Here is an 18752-nt window from a genome sequence, read left to right as displayed (position 1 = left end):
TTACTTTAATCTAAAGGTTATTGGCAATGAAAAAGGAACTTTAACTGCCTTACCATTTTCCATTCCTGGAGATAACTTAGGCAGTCTGCTAATAATACGTGCAGCTTCATTTACCAAAAGTTTATCTGGACCACGCATTTGCAAGTTTTTTACAGAGCCATCCTCTTCTATAATAAAGCTAATACTTACCCTACCTTGTATTCCTTTTTCTTGAGCTTCATCTGGGTAATTAAAGTTTTTTCTGATGTGCTCATTTAACGACTTATTAAAATTTTCTCTAGGGTTTTCTGCATTTTCATTACCAGGAAAAGCTGGTGGTGTACCTATTGTTGAAAAAGGCACTAAATCACCTTCTTCTTCATCAAAAACACTAGAATTATTTGCTTCTTCATTGCTTGAATACTTAATTAGCCTAACATCAGAATTTGTTTGTATTGTACTTGGATCTGCAGCATAACCTACAATAACAACCTCATCTAATGCCTCTACCTCATCAACACTACTTTTTGCTTCTATTGCATCTATTTCAGCATTGTTTTCTGTTTCACAAGAGGTATAAAATAACATACCAGCAACTAATGGTACCAATGCTAAATATTTTAGTTTTAAAACTTTACCAGATTTTGATTTTTGTAACATAACTATTCGTTTTTTAATTAATGATGATTTATAAAAATGGTTGATGAATGAGATATTTTTTGTCTCAAAAATTTGAGATAATAATAACTCGTATTGTTCTTTTTTACTTGTTTTTTTAACATTAGAGTCGGCTATAAACTCGTGTACTTCTGCTATTCTGTTTTGATAGATATACACTAATGGATTAAACCAAAGGGCAATGCGCATTACCTCAAAAAATAATAAATCTAAAGTGTGTTTTTGCTTCACATGTACTAACTCGTGCTCTAGAATGCCTTCTTCATTTTCTTTTATAACCGCATCTCCCATAAAAACAGTATTGTAAAATGAAAAAGCACTATTGCTTTTAGGTATTGTAACCTTTATATAGTCTGTAAATTTTTGCTTTTCTCCTGCTTGCTTCAATTTTATAATCTGATAAGTTTTATAAACAAACAAAGCAAATGATATTACTGCTCCAATTACAAATACCACTTTGAGCCAAGGAAAACTGTTCTCTTCTGCAGCCTGAGATGAATTTGCTGTTAATACAATTTCATCTAAAACAATGGCTGCATATTGCTGTGATACTACAGTTTTAAATACTGGCAACTTTACAAAAGGTAAAAATAATGACACTAAAAACGTAGCTATTAAATACACTCGGTTGCTCTGAAAAAAAGTCTCCTTTTTTAAAAACAAATCATAAATTGCTAAAAACGACAGCTGAAATGTGATTACTAAAACTATATACTGTATCATAACTATTATTTTTTATCGTCTTCTTTAATATCTTTTAAAATAGATTCTAATTCAGTTAAACTCATATCATTTTTCTTCATAAAAAACGATACCATACTTTTAAATGAACCTTGAAAATAACCCTCCATTAATTTGTTAATAGACTGGTTGCTATAATCTGCCTTTTTTATCAACGGAAAATACAAATAACCTCTACCCAACTTTTCGTGACCTACAAACCCCTTATTTTCTAAAATGCGTACAATAGTAGATACTGTATTGTATGCTGGCTTTGGTGTTGGCAACTTCTCTATTACATCTGCTACGCTCGTTTTCTCTAACTCCCATAACACCTGCATAATCTCTTCTTCCGCCTTAGTTAACTGCTTCATTCTCTTTTATTTTATGTATATTCTAGAATATTGTGAATATAAATTTAGTACTATTTATCTTATATTCTCATGCTAATATAACTAATATTTTAGTTTAAACTAATATTTTAGGTGAAAAATTTGTAACAAATTGTTGTTATCTTCGTCAAACAAGTAAATTAAAGAATGGATATAGCGCTTTTAGTAATTGGTTTTATTCTAATGTTAACAGGTATAATTGGTAGTTTTTTACCTGTTTTACCAGGTCCTCCAATTAGTTGGTTGGGCTTGCTTGTGCTTTATTTAACCAAAGCCATACCAAACGACTGGCTTTTTCTTGGCATAACCTTAGCTGTAGCACTAATAGTTTTTGCCTTAGATTATATTATCCCTGCAATAGGAACTAAAAAATTTGGAGGTACAAAAGCAGGTATGATAGGAACAACTGTTGGTTTACTTGTTGCTATATTTTTTCCTGTACTTGGTATATTTGGTATTGTAGTTTGGCCTTTTGTGGGTGCTTTGGTTGGCGAATTATTAAACAAAGCAGACCAAAAAACAGCATTTAAAGCTGCTTTTGGTTCTTTTATTGGCTTTTTAACTGGTACTTTTTTAAAATTTATGGTTGCTATAGTATATATAGGACTGTTTATTTCTAAAGTATGGGAATACAGTGAAGAGTTGTTTCCGTTTTTTTATAGTTAAAATTATACGTATGAAAAAAATACTATCAACACTTATACTACTTACCTCTTTAATTTCTTGCGCACAAACAAGGAACGGCACCCAAACTGCATCTAATATAGATACAGTACGTATTAAGAAAGACTTGCTAAGAATTACAAAAACACAAAATAGCAGGAATTATAAAAACATAAAAACTCTTAACTCAATTGCTAGCTACATTAAAGTTGAACTTGCTAAGGTGTGCGACACTACCGCTTACCAAGAATATAAAGCTAAGAATGAAACTTATAAAAATGTTCTTGCCTCTATTGGTACTGAACATAAAGAACGGTTAATTATTGGTGCCCATTACGATGTTTATGGCAATCAAGAAGGTGCTGATGATAACGCAAGTGGTGTTGCTGGGTTATTAGAATTAGCACGTTTGTTATCCAAAGAGAAACTTGATTATAGAATAGATTTTGTTGCCTATACTTTAGAAGAACCTCCTTTTTTTAGAACTGAAAAAATGGGAAGTTATGTGCATGCAAATTACTTAAAGAAAAACAACATAACCGTAAAAGGTATGATTTGCTTAGAAATGATTGGTTATTACAAGGACGAACCCAACACACAAACCTACCCAATTAAAGAGATGAGCACCATTTATGGCAATCGTGCTAATTTTATAACTGTCGTTCAAAATGAAAAAAGCGGCAATTTTGGTGCTAAAATTGAAAATTTAATGAAAAAACAGAAACTGATACCTACCGTATCTTTTAAAGGCTCTTCTCTTGTTACTGGCGTAGATTTTTCGGATCATTTAAACTACTGGAATTTAAATTACCCAGCAGTTATGATCACCAATACCTCTTTTTACCGCAACAAGAATTATCACACAAATAAGGATTCTCTTGAAACATTAAACATAAATAAAATGAGTGCGGTTATTCAGCAACTCTACATTACTATTAAGGAACTCTAATAGTTACAGCCAAGTTGTTTTATCTTTAACTGCTCCTCTTTCTCCATCTTGTAATTCATCATCTGTGTAACCCATATAAAAGAAACCTAAACAAGCTTCCCCTTCCTCCATTGCAAAAAATTCTCCCATATGTTTTATTAAACCAGGAGAACTCCAATAACTACCTATCCCTAAATCTGTACAGGTAAGCCACATATTTTGTACAGCCATTGCTGTTGCCGCAACTTCTTCCCATTCTGGTAAAGACTCATTAGGGTCTCTCTGCATACAAATAGCTATTATTGCTCCTGCCTTTTGCGGATTGTTTATTAGTTTTTCAACCTTAAACTGCTTAGGCTTAGGATCATTTTCCATGTATTTTAAGGACAAAAACATTCCTAGTTTTGCTCTAGTTTCTCCTTGTATTACTTTAAAACGCCAAGGTTCTGTTTTTTTGTGAGATGGTGCCCAATTACCAGCCTCCAAAACCTTTTCAATTAATTCTCTAGCTATTGGTTTACTATTGTATTGTGCAGGAAACACAGATCTCCTCTTCTTTATTATATCAAAAATCATAAATTATAATAATTTAATCGAAGTTTACATAAAACTTAACTACCCTCTAGTTTTACCTATTCTGTAGGCGGAATAAGATAGCACAAGTAAAAATAAAACTTTAATTGCAAAGAGTACATTAGTAAAGACTGATAATATTTTAGCTACTGGAGAAATCTCTTTATCATCTTCATTTCCTAAAAAGCCTATGGGCGATTGTAATAAAGAATCAACAACATAAATAATTTTACTTAACAGCAATATTAAACCCAAACAAAATAACAGAACTAAAATGCCTACAAATACATTTTTGAATTTCCCCCTTATCATTCTAAAAAAATAAATAACAAAGAAAATAAGAGCTCCTAAAAACCAAAAGAAAGGAGTATTTGAAAAAACAAAATAAGTATCGTGAATATTTATATCTATTGTTTCATCAGCTTTAAATCCATCAATTCCAAATATCAATACTAAGGTTAAAAATGATGTTAATACAGTACCTAAAAACCATAAAAATTCTTTTTTTGAAAAAGCCATAAAATATTTGTGAGTTATTACTTACTTCAAATATATCTATTTTTTATCACCCAACAACAACTGCATACAATGTTTTAAAACCGGATTTCTATTGTCTTCTTTCCAAATAACAGATAATACAGCTCGTTGTGGTATTTTCTTAAGCTCAATAAACTTTACATTCATATTAAAACCTTGCTGTAAAGAAGTAGGTACAATAGCAACTCCCAAATTGTTTTCTACCAATGTAAAAATAGTTTGCGCATGCACAGACTTGTGAGACACCTTGGGCGTAAACCCTGCATCTTCACAAATACTCATTACTGTATCATAATACAACGGACTGTAATCTTGTGAAAACAGAATAAAATTTTCTCTTTCAAACTGTTTCATTCCTTTAAAACTAGTTGCTGTAATATTATGGTTTGCTGGGACAACCACAGAAAATGTATCATTAAATACAGGCTTAATGCACAAACCCTTTGGCACCCTAACCATACGTACAAAACCAATATCTAAACCATCTTTTAAAACTGCATTTAACTGTGCGTTATTAGAGAGCTCTTCTAAACTTGTATTAATTTCTGGAAAAGCATCTTTTAGCTTCAATAACAAATCCGGAATTACAGTTTGCATAGCAGAGCCTAAAAAACCAATATTAAGCTCTCCAAACTTACCCTGACTTACCAATTTTATATGCCGTTTTATTAACTCTAAATGATTTAAAATAAATTCTATTTCATCTTTTAAGTAAACTCCGGCAGCTGTTAAGGTGACCTTTTTTTTATTCCTGATAAAAAGCTGCGTTTCCAGAATTTCTTCCATTTGTTTTATTTGCCTACTTAATCCGGGTTGTGATATAAATAAACGTTCTGCTGCTTTTCTAAAGTGTAATTCTTCTGCAACAGCTAAAAAATAATGAAAATGGCGTAACTCTATTTGATAACTCATAGTTATTAATTATTGATAAATATGATATTGGTAATCATCAAACATAATCAATAATTTTATGGTATTAAAATATATGCTATGCGTAACGCACCTAAGACTTTTAATTTTGGAGAAGATCATTTAACGGCTGGTATTGCTCTTTCAATTGCAAGAGGCACTACCAAAGGTTTAATTTCAGATTTTTCTCGTATTAAAATAAGAAACAGCAGTAAAACTGTTGCTAACATTGTAGAAAAAGGAGATCCAGTTTATGGTATTAACACAGGATTTGGACCTTTATGTACTACTAAAATATCTAAAGAAGAAACAAAAATATTACAAACTAACATTTTAAAAAGTCATAGTGTTGGTGTAGGAGAACCAATAGATAAAGAGATTGCTAAACTTATGCTTATCTTAAAAATGAATAGTCTTGCACAAGGGTATTCTGGTATAGCAGAAGCAACTTTAGACCGTATTTTATGGCATATAAATACTGATGCTATTCCTGTTGTACCTGCTCAAGGCTCTGTTGGTGCTTCTGGTGATTTGGCTCCACTTTCTCATTTATTTTTACCATTAATTGGTTTGGGTAAGGTTGATTATAAAGGTGAAGTTATAGATACCTCTTCTTTGTTTGAAAAAACAGAAATGCAAAGCCTAGACTTAGGTCCTAAAGAAGGTTTAGCACTAATTAATGGCACACAGTTTATTGCTGCACATGCAGTAAAAGTGGTAGACAAATTACAAAGTTGCCTTGCCCAAGCAGATATTATTGGTGCAATGATGATTGAAGGTTTGCAAGGCTCAATTAAACCATTTTATAATGAGCTGCACGCATTACGACCTTTTAAGGGTAATTTGTATGTTGCTAAAAAAGTAAAACGTTTGCTTAAGGGGTCTGAGATAATGGAGGATCATGCTAATTGCAATCGTGTACAAGACCCTTACTCTTTACGCTGTATTCCGCAAGTGCATGGAGCATCTAGAAATGCGTGGTTGCATTTAAAAGAATTGTTAGAGATTGAATTAAATTCGGTTACAGACAACCCTATTATTATAGATGAAGAACTAACAATTAGTGGCGGTAGTTTTCACGGCCAGCCTTTAGCTATGGCACTAGATTATGCTTGTTTAGCAGCATCTGAAGTTGGTAACATATCTGACCGAAGAATATACTTAGCTTTAGAAGGTAATAGTCCTGGAGTGCCTAAATTACTGATGAATGAAACCGGAATTAACTCTGGTTATATGATATTGCAATACACTACTGCTGCCTTGGCTAGTGAAAATAAAGGTCTTTGTTTTCCGTCTAGTGCAGATAGCATACCAACGTCTTTAGGACAAGAAGATCACGTAAGTATGGGTTCTATTGGCGGACGAAAAGCTTTGCAAGTAATTGGCAATGTAGAAAAAATATTAGCTATAGAAATGCTAACTGCTGCACAGGCATTTGAATTTAGAAAGCCATTAAAATCGGGCTTATTTTTAGAAGAAGTACATAAAAAAATTAGAGAAAAAGTTGCCTTTGCTGATAAAGACCGTGTCTTTGCAACAGACATTGAGGCAGGAATACAAATGATACAAAACCAAACCATTTTAAAAGCTATTGAAGAGGTAAAAGAACGAGAAAATTTAGAAATGGAGATTCCATTTGCTAACGAATTTGAAAACTACTAATATGAAACAAAAACTTATTGGCCCTTTTACACAACTATTACCAATGACAGGCATTGCCGTTAAAGGAGCTGTTACAGATGAAGAATTGGTAGTCATAAAAAATGGCGGTATTATAGTTAAAAACAATACTATAGTTGCTGTTGGTCCTTACAAAGACTTATTAAAACAAATAGACATTAAAAATACTTTACTAGAAGAAGTTAAAGGCGATAGCGTTTGTTTGCCTGGTTTTATAGATTCACATACACATATATGTTTTGGTGGCACCAGAGCTAATGATTATGCTATGCGTAATGCAGGCAAAACCTATTTAGAAATTTCTAAAGCTGGTGGTGGCATTTGGGATACTGTTACACAAACCAGAAAAGCTAGTATTTTAGAATTAGAAGAGGGTATTACCAAAAGAGCAAATAAACATTTAAAAAATGGTGTAACAACTATAGAAGTAAAAAGTGGCTACGGTTTATCTGTTTACGAAGAACTTAAAATGTTGCGTGCTATTAAAAATGTAGACAATAAAATTAAAGCCGATTTAATTTCTACTTGCTTGGCTGCACATATGCACCCTAAAGATTATAATGGTACCGCAAGTGAGTACTTAAAAGAAATAAGCATCTCCCTTTTCCCCCTTTTAAAAGAAGAACATTTAACAACCAGAATTGATGCTTTTATTGAAGAAGGTGCTTTTACAGCAGAAGTAATTGCACCTTACTTTAAAAAGGCAAAGGAAATGGGCTTTACAATTACAGTACATGCAGATCAGTTTTCTACTGGCGGAAGTAAAGTTGCTATAGATTTTGATGCTGTAAGTGCAGACCATTTAGAGGCTAGTACAGATGAAGAAATAAAAATTTTAGCAAAAAGTGATGTTATTTCTACAGCTTTACCTGGAGCAAGTATAGGCCTTGGCTGTGCTTTTACACCTGCACGTAAACTATTAGATGCTGGTGGTGCTGTTGCAATTGCAAGTGACCACAATCCTGGTTCTGCACCAATGGGAGATTTACTTACACAAGCTTCTATATTAGGAACTTTTCAAAAACTGAGTAATGCCGAGGTTTTATCTGGTATTACTTTTAGAGCCGCTGCTGCTTTAAGTCTTAAAGACAGAGGTGCATTAAATAATGGATTTATGGCAGATTTTATTGCTTTTCCAACATCAAACTATAAAGAAATTTTATACCAACAAGGACAACTAAAACCAAGTTACGTTTGGAAAAAAGGAACCAAAATAGATTTTTAATCTAAAAGGATAGTTCCAAACTATTTCAATATAAAAATAAATTAAAATGGATTTTAAATCTCAAATTCTTCAAGGTATTCCTAGAACATTACCCGTAAAAAGAGCATATGCAGAAGATGCTAATCACGCTCCTAAAAGAAAAGACATTCTTTCTTTAGAAGAGAAAAAGTTAGCTTTAAAAAATGCATTACGTTATTTTCCGGTTGCTTGGCACACAGAATTATCAAAAGAATTTGCAAACGAACTACAAAATTATGGTCGTATTTATATGTTTAGGTTTAAACCTGAATATGATATTTACGCCAGACCAATATCAGAATACCCAGCAAAAACACCACAAGCTGCTGCATTACAGTTAATGATTATGAATAACTTAGATCCTGCGGTTGCGCAACATCCAGAGGAGCTTATTACCTATGGTGGCAATGGTGCTGTTTTTCAAAATTGGGCTCAATACGTACTAACCATGCAGTATTTAGCAACAATGACAGAGGAGCAAACATTGCACATTTATTCTGGTCATCCTATGGGACTTTTTCCGTCTACAAAAGAAGCTCCACGAGTTGTTGTTACTAATGGTATGATGATTCCCAACTATTCCAAACCAGACGATTGGGAAAAATACAATGCACTTGGTGTAACGCAATACGGACAAATGACAGCTGGTTCTTATATGTACATTGGACCACAAGGCATTGTACATGGCACTACAATTACGGTAATGAATGCTTTTAGAAAAGTATTAAAACCTAATGAAACCTCTGCAGGTAAAATATTTTTAACTGCTGGTTTAGGTGGTATGAGTGGTGCACAACCAAAAGCTGGCAATATTGCCGGTTGTATTACAATTTGCGCAGAGGTTAATGCAGCTGCTGCAACTAAAAGACACTCGCAAGGCTGGGTAGATGTTTTAATAGATTCTATAGATGAACTTGTTGTAAAAACAAAAAAAGCACAAGAGAGTAAAGAGGTCGTTTCTATTGCTTACATTGGTAATATTGTAGAAGTTTGGGAACGTTTTTATGATGAAAACATTTTTATTCATTTAGGGTCAGACCAAACATCTTTACACAACCCGTGGGCTGGCGGTTATTACCCAGTGGGTATTTCTTTTGAAGAATCCAATGAGTTAATGAGCACCAATCCTAATACCTTTAAACAAAAAGTACAAGAGTCTCTAAAAAGACAAGTAGCTGCAATTAATAAACATACTGCAAATGGCACTTACTTTTTTGATTATGGTAATGCCTTTTTACTTGAAACATCTCGTGCAGGCGGTGATGTTATGGCAAAAAACAATATAGATTTTAAGTACCCATCTTACGTGCAAGATATATTAGGACCTATGTGTTTTGATTATGGCTTTGGACCTTTTCGTTGGGTGTGTTCTTCTGGTAAACCTGAAGATTTACAAAAAACAGATGCTATTGCTTTAAAAGTAATGGAAGAAATTAAGGCTACCGCTCCAGAAGAAATTCAGCAACAAATGCAAGATAATATTACTTGGATTAGAGAAGCTGAACAAAATAAACTGGTTGTAGGCTCACAAGCACGTATTTTATATGCAGACGCAGAGGGTAGAGCAAAAATTGCAGAAGCCTTTAACCAAGCCATAAAAACAGGAGAACTTTCTGCTCCTGTTGTACTTGGTAGAGACCACCATGATGTTAGTGGCACAGACTCTCCTTTTAGAGAAACAAGTAACATCTATGACGGCAGTAAGTTTACAGCAGATATGGCTATACACAATGTAATTGGTGATAGTTTTAGAGGCGCAACTTGGGTATCTATACACAATGGCGGTGGCGTTGGTTGGGGAGAAGTTACAAATGGTGGCTTTGGTATGGTGTTGGATGGTTCTGTAGAAGCATCAAAAAAATTAAAAAATATGCTTTTTTACGATGTAAACAACGGTATATCTAGGCGTAGTTGGGCTCGTAATAAAGAAGCTATTTTTGCCATAGAACGTGAAATGAAAAGAACGCCAGAACTTAAGGTTACTATTCCTAATTTGGTTAAAGATCATTTATTAGACAATTTATTTGCTTAGGCGTAGAATTACAATTAATTTTAAAACATTAAAAAATAACAATACCCCTTACGTTCTGTTATAAAAATAATTAATAGAACAATAGATAATAGGTATAGTTCGTTGTTAAGGAAATAGGAATTTATTTGACTAACTTTGTATAATATTAAAAAATAAAATTATGGCATTAGAAATAACAGACGCAACTTTTGACGAAGTTGTTTTAAAAAGTGACAAACCAGTTGTTGTAGATTTTTGGGCAGCTTGGTGTGGTCCTTGTAGAATGGTTGGTCCTATTATTGACGAAGTTAGTTCTGAGTACGAAGGAAAAGCTGTTGTTGGTAAAGTAGACGTAGATGCAAACCAAGAATTTGCAGCAAAATACGGTGTACGTAACATACCTACAGTATTAGTATTTAAAAATGGTGAAATGGTTAGCAGACAAGTTGGTGTTTCTCCAAAACAAGTTTACACAGACGCTATAGACGCTTTATTATAGTCTAAAGCATACAATTATAAAAAAGGGTTTGGCGTTTGTCAAACCCTTTTTTATTTTTACTACTTACCTCTATTATTTATGAAAAAATTTACGCTCCTTACTATACTAGTCTTAACCTTAGTTGGTTGTCCTCAAAACAAAGAAATACCTAAAACCTTAGCTATAGAAAAAGGCATTTCTTTTGATCTTGCTAACTACAGAAAAAAACAAATTAAGGATTTGCAATATGATTTAAATTTTTCAATTCCTAAAAATATAGAGGATCCAATACCAGCCACTTTAACAATTACTGCAAACATTACCGACTTACAATACAATCTTATTTTAGATTTCAATGAAAATAAAGACCATTTAAAAACACTTAGTGTTAACGGCAAAAGCACACCTATTAACCACACCAAAGAGCATTTAATTATAGATAAAAACGCATTAATTATAGGAGAAAATAAAATTGATATTTCTTTTAATGCTGGCGAGTTATCACTTAACAGAAACAAAGAGTTTTTATACACCTTATTGGTACCAGACAGAGCAAGCACCTTATTTCCTTGCTTAGACCAACCTAACTTAAAAGCTAATTACAACTTAACTATTACGGCCCCTAAAGATTGGAAAGTTTTATGTGGCGGTACTGAAAAAGAAAAAATAGAAAAAGAAGAGTATACCACTCATATTTTTAACACTACAGATAAAATGAGCTCTTACTTGTTTTCTTTTGTTGCTGGTAAATTTACAGAGGAAATAAAAAATCCGGGGGCTTTTGATATGCGCTTTTTATACAGAGAAAATAATAAAGAAAAAATTGCAGAGAGTACTAATGAGGTGTTTAACATTCACCAACAGTCTTTAGACTTTTTAATTAATTATACAGCGTATAATTTTCCCTTTCAGAAAATGGATTTTGCCAGTATTCCGCCTTTTCAATATGGCGGTATGGAACACGTAGGAGCAATACAATACAGAGAATCATATTTATTTTTAGACAAAAATGCTACTCAAAATCAGAAATTATCTCGTGCTAAATTAATAGCTCATGAAACATCTCATATGTGGTTTGGAGATTTGGTTACTATGCAATGGTTTGATGATGTTTGGCTTAAAGAAGTGTTTGCTAATTTTATGGCAGATAAAATTATGAATCCGCTTTTTCCTGATATAGATCATCAATTAAAATTTATGATGACACACTACCCTAGTGCTTACTCAGAAGATCGCACAAAAGGCACCAATCCTATTAAACAACATTTAGGCAATTTAAAAAATGCAGGCTCTTTATACGGTCGTATTATTTATAACAAAGCACCTATAATGATGCAGCAACTAGAAACTGTTTTAGGCAAAGATGCTTTTAAAGAAGGTATGCAAGAGTATATAAAAACCTATGCCAATGGTAATGCAGATTGGAACGATTTGGTATCTATTTTAGATAAAAAATCTGATGTAGACATAAAACAATGGTCTAACGTATGGGTAAACAAATCTGGCAGACCAGTTTTTACAGATAGTATTACCTATAAGGATAACGAAATAACCAATTTTACAATTACGCAAAAGGCAGAGGATGGCACAGATAAAGTATGGCCACAATCTTTTGCTATACAACTTGTATATAAGGACAGTGTAAAAACTATAAATACATCAATAAATGGTAAAAATCTTCAGCTAAATGAAACTATAGGACTTGCAAAACCACTGCAAATTATTTACAACGCTAACGGTTTTGGATATGGAGTTTTTCCGGTTGATGTGGCTAAGATTTCAAAAATAAAAGACATAAAAGATGCTACTGCTCGTGGTTACAGCTATATAAACTTATACGAAGTGTTTTTAAATAACAAAGTACCTGCTTTAGATGCCTTTAATGTGTTTTTAGACGGAGTAGCATCAGAAAAAAATGAACTTATTCTTAATTATATTACCGGAAGAACTAGAGATTTGTATTGGAGCTTTTTATCAGAAAAAAACAAAGAAAAAATACAAATTAGTACTGAAGATACTTTACTTAATCTAGTAAAAAGTGATAAACCAAAAACGTTTAAAAAAACTATTTTTAACCTTTATACATCCATTGCAACATCAAACAAAGCAATAGATAACTTATACGCTTTTTGGAAAAAAGAAATAAGCATACCATCATTGTTTTTAAACGAAGACGATTATACCAGTCTTGCTGGCGAATTAGTTATAAAAAATCACCCAAAGGCTACAGAAATTTTAAAAGAGCAAGAAAAGAGTATTAGCAACCCAGATAAACTTGCTAGGTTTGTGTGGCTACAACCATCTTTAAGTAACAATAGTAAAGAAAGAGATGCCTTCATGGTGTCTTTATTTGATGCCAAAAACAGAGAAAAAGAATCTTGGGTACAAAGTGCTTTAGCAAACATACATCACCCGTTAAGACAAGAAGAAAGTAAAAAACATTTAAAAGAATGTTTAAATAAGTTAGAAGAAGTACAATTAACAGGAGATATTTTTTTTCCTAAAGGTTGGCTTGCTAGTTCTATTGGTAAGTACACATCTAAAGATGCATACCAAATATTACAAGATTTTTTAAGTAAAAACCCTAACTTTAATCCTATTCTGTTAAAAAAACTTTTACAAACTACAGATGACTTAAAAAGAGCGCAAACTATAAAAAAGTAGGTTTATGAACATTAAGGACAATTTAAATGCGCAACCGTTATTAAACTTAGAGCTTTTAGCCAAGCAGGTAGTAGAAGGTTTTATTAGCGGAATACATAAGAGTCCGTTTCACGGGTTTTCTGCAGAATTTGCAGAGCACAAAATTTACAATAAAGGAGAAAGCACAAAACATATAGACTGGAAACTTTTTGCAAAAACAGATAAGTTATACACTAAAAGATATGAGGAAGAAACCAATTTAAGGTGTCATATGATTTTAGACAGTTCTGCATCTATGTATTATCCTGAAGTAAAAAAACTAAGTGTAACCAACCTTAATAAAATAGGATTTGGTGTTTTGGCTATTGCAGGCTTAATGAATATTTTAAAAAAACAGAGAGACGCAGTTGGTTTAAGTATTTATTCTGATGCTTATAATTTTTATTCCTCTGAAAAAAGTAGTGAACGTCACCACCAAATGCTTTTAGCAAAGTTGAGTGAAGTAGTAACTGATAAAAATCCGGCTCAGAAAACAAAAACATATACCTATTTGCACCAAATAGCAGAAAAAATGCACAAACGTAGTCTGGTGTTTCTTTTTACAGATATGTTTCAGACCGAAGAAGAGGACGAAAAATTGTTTGATGCACTGCAACATTTAAAATATAATAAACATGAAGTTGTACTTTTTCACCTGCTAGATAAAGAAAAAGAACTTTTTTTTAATTTTGATGATGCACCTAAGCGTTTTGTAGATGTAGAGACCAACCAGCACATAGATTTGTATGCAGAAAATGTAAAAGAAGCATACCAAAAAGAGCTAACTTCCTATCTGTCAGATATCAAATTAAAATGCGCTCAATACAAGATAAAATATGTGGCTGTTGATATTGCAGAAAATTTTGCCTCAGTTTTTAACACGTATATGGTAGAGCGACAAAAATTTTAAAAAAAATTTAAAAATTCTTTCAAAAAGTTTTGTGGAACCAAATAACCTCTGTATATTTGCAACCGCTAAACGCCACGGTCTGGTAGTTCAGTTGGTTAGAATACCTGCCTGTCACGCAGGGGGTCGCGGGTTCGAGTCCCGTCCAGACCGCAAAAACCTTCAACATTTGTTGAAGGTTTTTTTGGTTTTATACCTTTTTGAAACAGAAAAAAATAGTTTACTACAAAAAGTTTTCAGTTTCAATTCTTATTCTTTTTTTAAATCTCCCCATAAGACACATTTACAAACTTCACTTTATTTTAATGATTTATATTTGTGACTTCATCAGTTTAAAGAAAAAGTATACTTTTAAACTTTTAAAAAAAGATAGACACATATGGCATCAGGTTTTTTTGCATTATTAGATGATATAGCAGCGCTTATGGACGACGTAGCTGTAATGAGTAAAGTTGCAGCTAAAAAGACAGCAGGTATCCTTGGAGATGATTTAGCTGTAAATGCAGAAAAGGCATCTGGTTTTATATCTGACAGAGAATTACCTGTACTTTGGGCAATTACTAAAGGCTCTTTTTTAAATAAACTTATAATTCTTCCCTTTGCTTTTTTATTAAGTGCTTTTATACCCGTTGCAGTAACTGTTATTCTTGTGCTAGGCGGATTGTATTTAGCCTATGAAGGTGCAGAAAAAATATATGAATTTTTAGCTGGCCACAAACACGATACCAATGAACTCTTAGATGAAGACATTACTATTGAAGAATTACAAAAACTAGAAAAAGGGAGAATTAAATCTGCTATTTTCACAGACTTTATACTTTCTGTAGAAATTGTAATTATTGCTTTAGGCACTGTTACAGACCAGCCCATAACTACGCAAATAATGGTGGTTACTGTAATTGCAATTATTGCTACTGTTGGTGTTTATGGTATTGTTGCCTTAATTGTTAGAATGGATGAATTTGGTTTAAAACTAATAAACCTAAACGAACAAGATGATAGCTTCTCTGACAAGCTTGGAAAACTCCTTGTAAACGCATTACCGTGGGTTATAAAGTTTTTAGCTGTTGTTGGTACACTTGCTCTACTTTCTGTTGCTGGCGGTGTATTTGCACACAATATAGAATTTTTACATCACCTAATAGAGGATATCCCATTACCAGCTATGCTAAAAGAATTTTTACTAGGACTAGTAATTGGACTTTTAACCTTACCAATTATTGGTTTGTTTAAAAAGCTTTTTGGTAAAAAGAAAAAATAGCACTAAAAAACAGTACTCTTTAAAACATAAAAAAACCTTCAGCTATTAACTGAAGGTTTTTTTACTTTTATACAATTACATTAATTAATGTAATAAATAAATTTTTAGCAATAATGCAGCTTCATTAAACCTATTAGATATACCGTGCGCTACGGTACCATCAAAAAACAACAAATCTCCCCTATCTAACGTAATATCATTGCCTTTTAACGTATAAGTTGGCGCACCACTTAAAACGTAAACAAGTTCATTAGCATTTGTAGAAATTGGTTTTCTAATTGCATGCGGTTGTACGGTAATTAAATACACACGAATACTTTCTCCTTTAGAAGAGTTTGATAATAAATGTGTATACTCTAATTGTTCTGAATCTTCACGATCCTCTTTAACGCCTGTTCCGTTTTTAATAAGAATGTAATCCCCATCAATACTAGAAGAAAGTTCTAGCTCAGAAAGTTCTATCTGTAATGTTTGCATTATTTTTAGCAAAACAGGTAAAGACGGAGTTGTCCTAAGGTTCTCAATCTTTGAAATTAACCCTGCACTTACGCCCGTTCTCTTGGCAACTTGCTGCAAGGTCAAGTTTCTTTTTTGGCGAGCCAGCTTTAGCTGTCTGCCAATGTTAATCAAAATGTCATCCATAAATATTTGGTTAGTGTAATAGTATGACTATCTACAGTTTATGTGCTTCAAAAATAAGAATTATTTATTTATGCCATAAGCATTACAGCTAGGGTTTTAAATAAGAAAATAAAACAGTCTACAAACTAACCTTTTGCAAGCCACTGTCTCCTAAACTTAAAATACTAGTTGCTAGTTTTTTAGCCTCACTTTCTGAGTGCGATATATGGATAATTACAAGTTGTAACTTTTGTGCTAAATGTTGAAGTAAAAGTATAATTTCTGCCTTTGTTTCTTGGTCTAATGCACTTAAAGGCTCATCTAAACATAAAACTTGAGGACCAAAACTTAACGCCCTACCTAAAGCAACACGTTGTTTTTCTCCTCCGCTTAGATTGTTAACGGTTCTGTTTAATAAATTTTCTATACCTAATAAAGTCGCTAATTCTTGTACTTTTTCTTTAATTTTTAATTTGGACCATTTTCTTATTTTTAAGGCAAAACCAATATTCTCTGCCACAGTCATAGTAACAAATAATGCTCCGTCTTGTGGCACATACCCTATCTCTCTTTGCCCTGGAACTTCACTAGTAATGTCTATTGTATTTAGTAATATTTGCCCACTTTTAAGTTTACGCAAGCCACAAATAATTTCAATAAGCGTTGTTTTTCCACTACCCGTTTTCCCCATTAAAACTAGGTAATCGCCTTTGTAAACCTTAAAATTTATAGTAGGCAGCTTAAAATTGCCTTGCTCTATTTCTAAATCTATACATTGTAACATAGGCTAAAGTGCATTTTTTTTAGTTCCAAACATTCTAACCACCAACAAGGCTAAAAATCCAGATGCTATCATTATTAAAGACACAGCAACAGCAGCCTCTATATTACCAACAGACATTTCTAAAAACACTGTAGTAGGCAATACCTCTGTTCTCATTCTTGTTGCTCCCGCAAAAATTAAAATAGGCCCAAACTCCCCCAATGCTCTTGCCCAAGCTAAAGATGCAGCTGTTAATATTCCGTTTTTTGCTTGCGGTAACAAAATATAAAAAAAAGATTGCCGCTCATTACATCCTAAAGTTAATGCAACTTGCTCTTGTCTGTTGTTTATTTGTGAGAATGTAACATACATTGTACGCACAGCAAATGCACAAGCTACCATAAATTGCGCTATAACAACCGCATAAACGGTATAAGTTACCCTTAAATGACTTTCTATAAATTGCCCTAATGTTGTTTGAAAAAGCAACAACAAACTTAAACCAACCACTAATGGCGGTAACACAATAGGAATATCTAAAATAGCATCTATAATTTTTTTAAATCTAAAGTTATAACGCGCCATAAAATACCCAATAGGTATGGCTACCAAAACACTTAAAACCATTGTAATTGTACTACTTAGCAAGCTTAATTTTATGGCATACTGAATTTCTTTACTAGCTAAAGCATTAAAAATATGACCTGGTGTGGTATAAAAAAAATCGGCTAAAACCATTGCCAATATTAAAATTATATAGGTAGATGCCACAATGCCCATTACCAAATAAAATGGCAAGCTAGACTTTACTTTGTGTTTTATATGTTGGTTTTCTTTTTTAATATTCTATAAATTTAATTAGATATATTGTACCCGAGTTTTTTAAACACACGCTTGCTTTTAGAATTGTAAATTAAAAAATTCATAAACTCTGAAGCTTCTTTTACTTGACTAGATGATTTTAAAACACCAACGGTTACCTTTTCTGTATACCTTTTAAAAAAATCGACCTCTACAGTATCTATTTCTGTGTATTGGTTTGCCGTAACGTCCCAAATAACACCAACGTCTATGGTATTTAATTTTAAAGCATTTGCAACATCAGATACGGTTGGCATTTGTACATAAATACAATTTTTAAGTACATTCCAATCTCCAGATTGTAATAGCATATTTCTTGTAACACTACCTATAGATGCTGCATCAGGATTTGCAATACCAAATTTAATACCCTCTTTACACACTTCTGTAATATTACTTATCTGTTTAGGGTTATTTTTTGCAACAGCAAGTACTGGCGTAATTGCAACCAACGGTTTACTCTCTTTTATTAAGTTATACTTTATTGCTTGCTGCATATAACTTGCATCTGCAGATAAAAATAAATCGCCCTGCTTTGCTATTCTTAAATTTGACAATAATGTTCCAGAGCCTCCGTATTGCAAATCTATTTGCACTCCTGTTTCTTTATAATACACTTTTGCCACTTCTTCTAAAGCAGGTTTAACTACGGCTGCACAATACAACAAAAGCGATTTTTGCTCCTGCTTATTTTTACACCCAATCAATAAAAAAAATAAAGTTAAGGCAGCTACAAAGCTACTTTTACTCGCACTTACCATTTGCAAATATTAAACTACTAAATTAAAAGTTTTACAGCAAAACAATCACTTTTCCTTTGCTAATCTCTTTTTTATTTAATTTGAAGATTAAAAACAGAAATAACA

General features: G+C 32.6%; 18 protein-coding genes and 1 tRNA gene. 10 read left to right on the top strand and 9 right to left on the bottom strand.

What is annotated here, in order from left to right:
• Both AX016_RS06550 and AX016_RS06545 read right to left on the bottom strand, forming a co-directional pair.
• Positions 1-1380, bottom strand: a complete 1380-nt coding sequence (locus AX016_RS06550; protein ID WP_100894853.1) for a M56 family metallopeptidase — start codon at positions 1378-1380, stop codon at positions 1-3.
• A gap of 5 nt (positions 1381-1385) precedes the next feature.
• Entirely contained in the window at positions 1386-1751 is a 366-nt protein-coding gene (locus AX016_RS06545; protein WP_100894852.1) for a BlaI/MecI/CopY family transcriptional regulator, read from the bottom strand.
• Between the two features lie 165 nt (positions 1752-1916).
• Between AX016_RS06545 and AX016_RS06540 the strand changes: the two genes are divergently transcribed.
• Positions 1917-2435: a DUF456 domain-containing protein gene (locus AX016_RS06540; RefSeq protein WP_077399112.1), complete on the top strand. Its 519-nt coding sequence runs from the start codon at positions 1917-1919 to the stop codon at positions 2433-2435.
• Between the two features lie 10 nt (positions 2436-2445).
• Positions 2446-3381, top strand: a complete 936-nt coding sequence (locus AX016_RS06535; protein WP_100894851.1) for a M28 family peptidase — start codon at positions 2446-2448, stop codon at positions 3379-3381.
• 3 nt (positions 3382-3384) lie between these two features.
• Here AX016_RS06535 and AX016_RS06530 read toward each other — a convergent pair whose 3' ends face one another.
• From AX016_RS06530 to AX016_RS06520, 3 genes are read right to left on the bottom strand one after another with little or no spacing between them, the layout of a single operon-like run.
• Positions 3385-3936: a nitroreductase family protein gene (locus AX016_RS06530; protein WP_100894850.1), complete on the bottom strand. Its 552-nt coding sequence runs from the start codon at positions 3934-3936 to the stop codon at positions 3385-3387.
• Positions 3937-3975: 39 nt separating this feature from the next.
• Positions 3976-4452, bottom strand: a complete 477-nt coding sequence (locus AX016_RS06525) for a hypothetical protein (protein ID WP_100894849.1) — start codon at positions 4450-4452, stop codon at positions 3976-3978.
• Between the two features lie 36 nt (positions 4453-4488).
• On the bottom strand, positions 4489-5382 hold the full coding sequence (locus tag AX016_RS06520; RefSeq protein WP_100894848.1) for a LysR family transcriptional regulator: 894 nt from the start codon (positions 5380-5382) through the stop codon (positions 4489-4491).
• 78 nt (positions 5383-5460) lie between these two features.
• Between AX016_RS06520 and hutH the strand changes: the two genes are divergently transcribed.
• From hutH to AX016_RS06480, 8 genes are all read left to right on the top strand, one after another.
• The gene (gene hutH, locus AX016_RS06515) at positions 5461-7041 is read left to right on the top strand and encodes a histidine ammonia-lyase (protein WP_100894847.1); all 1581 of its coding nucleotides are present in this window, start codon (positions 5461-5463) and stop codon (positions 7039-7041) included.
• 1 nt (position 7042) lies between these two features.
• Complete coding sequence (gene hutI / locus AX016_RS06510) at positions 7043-8284, top strand: imidazolonepropionase (protein ID WP_100894846.1); 1242 nt, start codon at positions 7043-7045, stop codon at positions 8282-8284.
• 46 nt (positions 8285-8330) lie between these two features.
• Positions 8331-10334 (top strand): urocanate hydratase, encoded by a 2004-nt coding sequence (locus AX016_RS06505; protein ID WP_100894845.1) that lies wholly within the window; start codon positions 8331-8333, stop codon positions 10332-10334.
• Between the two features lie 160 nt (positions 10335-10494).
• Entirely contained in the window at positions 10495-10812 is a 318-nt protein-coding gene (gene trxA / locus AX016_RS06500) for a thioredoxin (RefSeq protein ID WP_100894844.1), read from the top strand.
• Between the two features lie 78 nt (positions 10813-10890).
• The gene (locus tag AX016_RS06495) at positions 10891-13455 is read left to right on the top strand and encodes a M1 family metallopeptidase (protein WP_100894843.1); all 2565 of its coding nucleotides are present in this window, start codon (positions 10891-10893) and stop codon (positions 13453-13455) included.
• 4 nt (positions 13456-13459) lie between these two features.
• Complete coding sequence (locus tag AX016_RS06490; protein ID WP_100894842.1) at positions 13460-14383, top strand: DUF58 domain-containing protein; 924 nt, start codon at positions 13460-13462, stop codon at positions 14381-14383.
• Between the two features lie 76 nt (positions 14384-14459).
• Positions 14460-14533: transfer RNA gene (locus AX016_RS06485), tRNA-Asp, on the top strand.
• 226 nt (positions 14534-14759) lie between these two features.
• Positions 14760-15641 (top strand): DUF808 domain-containing protein, encoded by an 882-nt coding sequence (locus tag AX016_RS06480; RefSeq protein WP_100894841.1) that lies wholly within the window; start codon positions 14760-14762, stop codon positions 15639-15641.
• A gap of 84 nt (positions 15642-15725) precedes the next feature.
• Here the strand turns inward: AX016_RS06480 and AX016_RS06475 are convergent, their stop codons facing one another.
• The 4 genes from AX016_RS06475 to modA form a co-directional block, all read right to left on the bottom strand.
• On the bottom strand, positions 15726-16283 hold the full coding sequence (locus AX016_RS06475) for a helix-turn-helix domain-containing protein (RefSeq protein WP_100894840.1): 558 nt from the start codon (positions 16281-16283) through the stop codon (positions 15726-15728).
• Positions 16284-16401: 118 nt separating this feature from the next.
• Entirely contained in the window at positions 16402-17046 is a 645-nt protein-coding gene (locus AX016_RS06470; RefSeq protein ID WP_100894839.1) for an ATP-binding cassette domain-containing protein, read from the bottom strand.
• Positions 17047-17049: 3 nt separating this feature from the next.
• A complete protein-coding gene (locus AX016_RS06465) occupies positions 17050-17805 on the bottom strand; it encodes an ABC transporter permease (protein ID WP_100894838.1) in 756 nt (251 codons plus the stop codon).
• A 74-nt stretch (positions 17806-17879) separates the two neighbouring features.
• Complete coding sequence (gene modA, locus AX016_RS06460) at positions 17880-18554, bottom strand: molybdate ABC transporter substrate-binding protein (RefSeq protein ID WP_198519410.1); 675 nt, start codon at positions 18552-18554, stop codon at positions 17880-17882.
• Positions 18555-18752: the final 198 nt, after the last annotated feature.

It is taken from the genome of Cellulophaga sp. RHA19, assembly GCF_002813425.1.
Taxonomy (GTDB): Bacteria; Bacteroidota; Bacteroidia; order Flavobacteriales; family Flavobacteriaceae; genus Cellulophaga.
Note: the sequence above shows the minus strand (reverse complement) of the source record. Positions and strands in the feature narration are given on the sequence as shown.

Coding starts and splice junctions, on each gene's coding strand:
- AX016_RS06465 (WP_100894838.1), bottom strand. CDS start 17,805: ATGGGCATTGTGGCATCTACCTATATAATTTTAATATTGGCAATGGTT.
- AX016_RS06530 (WP_100894850.1), bottom strand. CDS start 3,936: ATGATTTTTGATATAATAAAGAAGAGGAGATCTGTGTTTCCTGCACAA.
- AX016_RS06550 (WP_100894853.1), bottom strand. CDS start 1,380: ATGATACAGTATATAGTTTTAGTAATCACATTTCAGCTGTCGTTTTTA.
- AX016_RS06505 (WP_100894845.1), top strand. CDS start 8,331: ATGGATTTTAAATCTCAAATTCTTCAAGGTATTCCTAGAACATTACCC.
- trxA (WP_100894844.1), top strand. CDS start 10,495: ATGGCATTAGAAATAACAGACGCAACTTTTGACGAAGTTGTTTTAAAA.
- hutI (WP_100894846.1), top strand. CDS start 7,043: ATGAAACAAAAACTTATTGGCCCTTTTACACAACTATTACCAATGACA.
- AX016_RS06475 (WP_100894840.1), bottom strand. CDS start 16,283: ATGGATGACATTTTGATTAACATTGGCAGACAGCTAAAGCTGGCTCGC.
- AX016_RS06495 (WP_100894843.1), top strand. CDS start 10,891: ATGAAAAAATTTACGCTCCTTACTATACTAGTCTTAACCTTAGTTGGT.
- AX016_RS06490 (WP_100894842.1), top strand. CDS start 13,460: ATGAACATTAAGGACAATTTAAATGCGCAACCGTTATTAAACTTAGAG.
- AX016_RS06535 (WP_100894851.1), top strand. CDS start 2,446: ATGAAAAAAATACTATCAACACTTATACTACTTACCTCTTTAATTTCT.
- AX016_RS06520 (WP_100894848.1), bottom strand. CDS start 5,382: ATGAGTTATCAAATAGAGTTACGCCATTTTCATTATTTTTTAGCTGTT.
- AX016_RS06470 (WP_100894839.1), bottom strand. CDS start 17,046: ATGTTACAATGTATAGATTTAGAAATAGAGCAAGGCAATTTTAAGCTG.
- AX016_RS06545 (WP_100894852.1), bottom strand. CDS start 1,751: ATGAAGCAGTTAACTAAGGCGGAAGAAGAGATTATGCAGGTGTTATGG.
- hutH (WP_100894847.1), top strand. CDS start 5,461: ATGCGTAACGCACCTAAGACTTTTAATTTTGGAGAAGATCATTTAACG.
- AX016_RS06540 (WP_077399112.1), top strand. CDS start 1,917: ATGGATATAGCGCTTTTAGTAATTGGTTTTATTCTAATGTTAACAGGT.
- AX016_RS06525 (WP_100894849.1), bottom strand. CDS start 4,452: ATGGCTTTTTCAAAAAAAGAATTTTTATGGTTTTTAGGTACTGTATTA.
- AX016_RS06480 (WP_100894841.1), top strand. CDS start 14,760: ATGGCATCAGGTTTTTTTGCATTATTAGATGATATAGCAGCGCTTATG.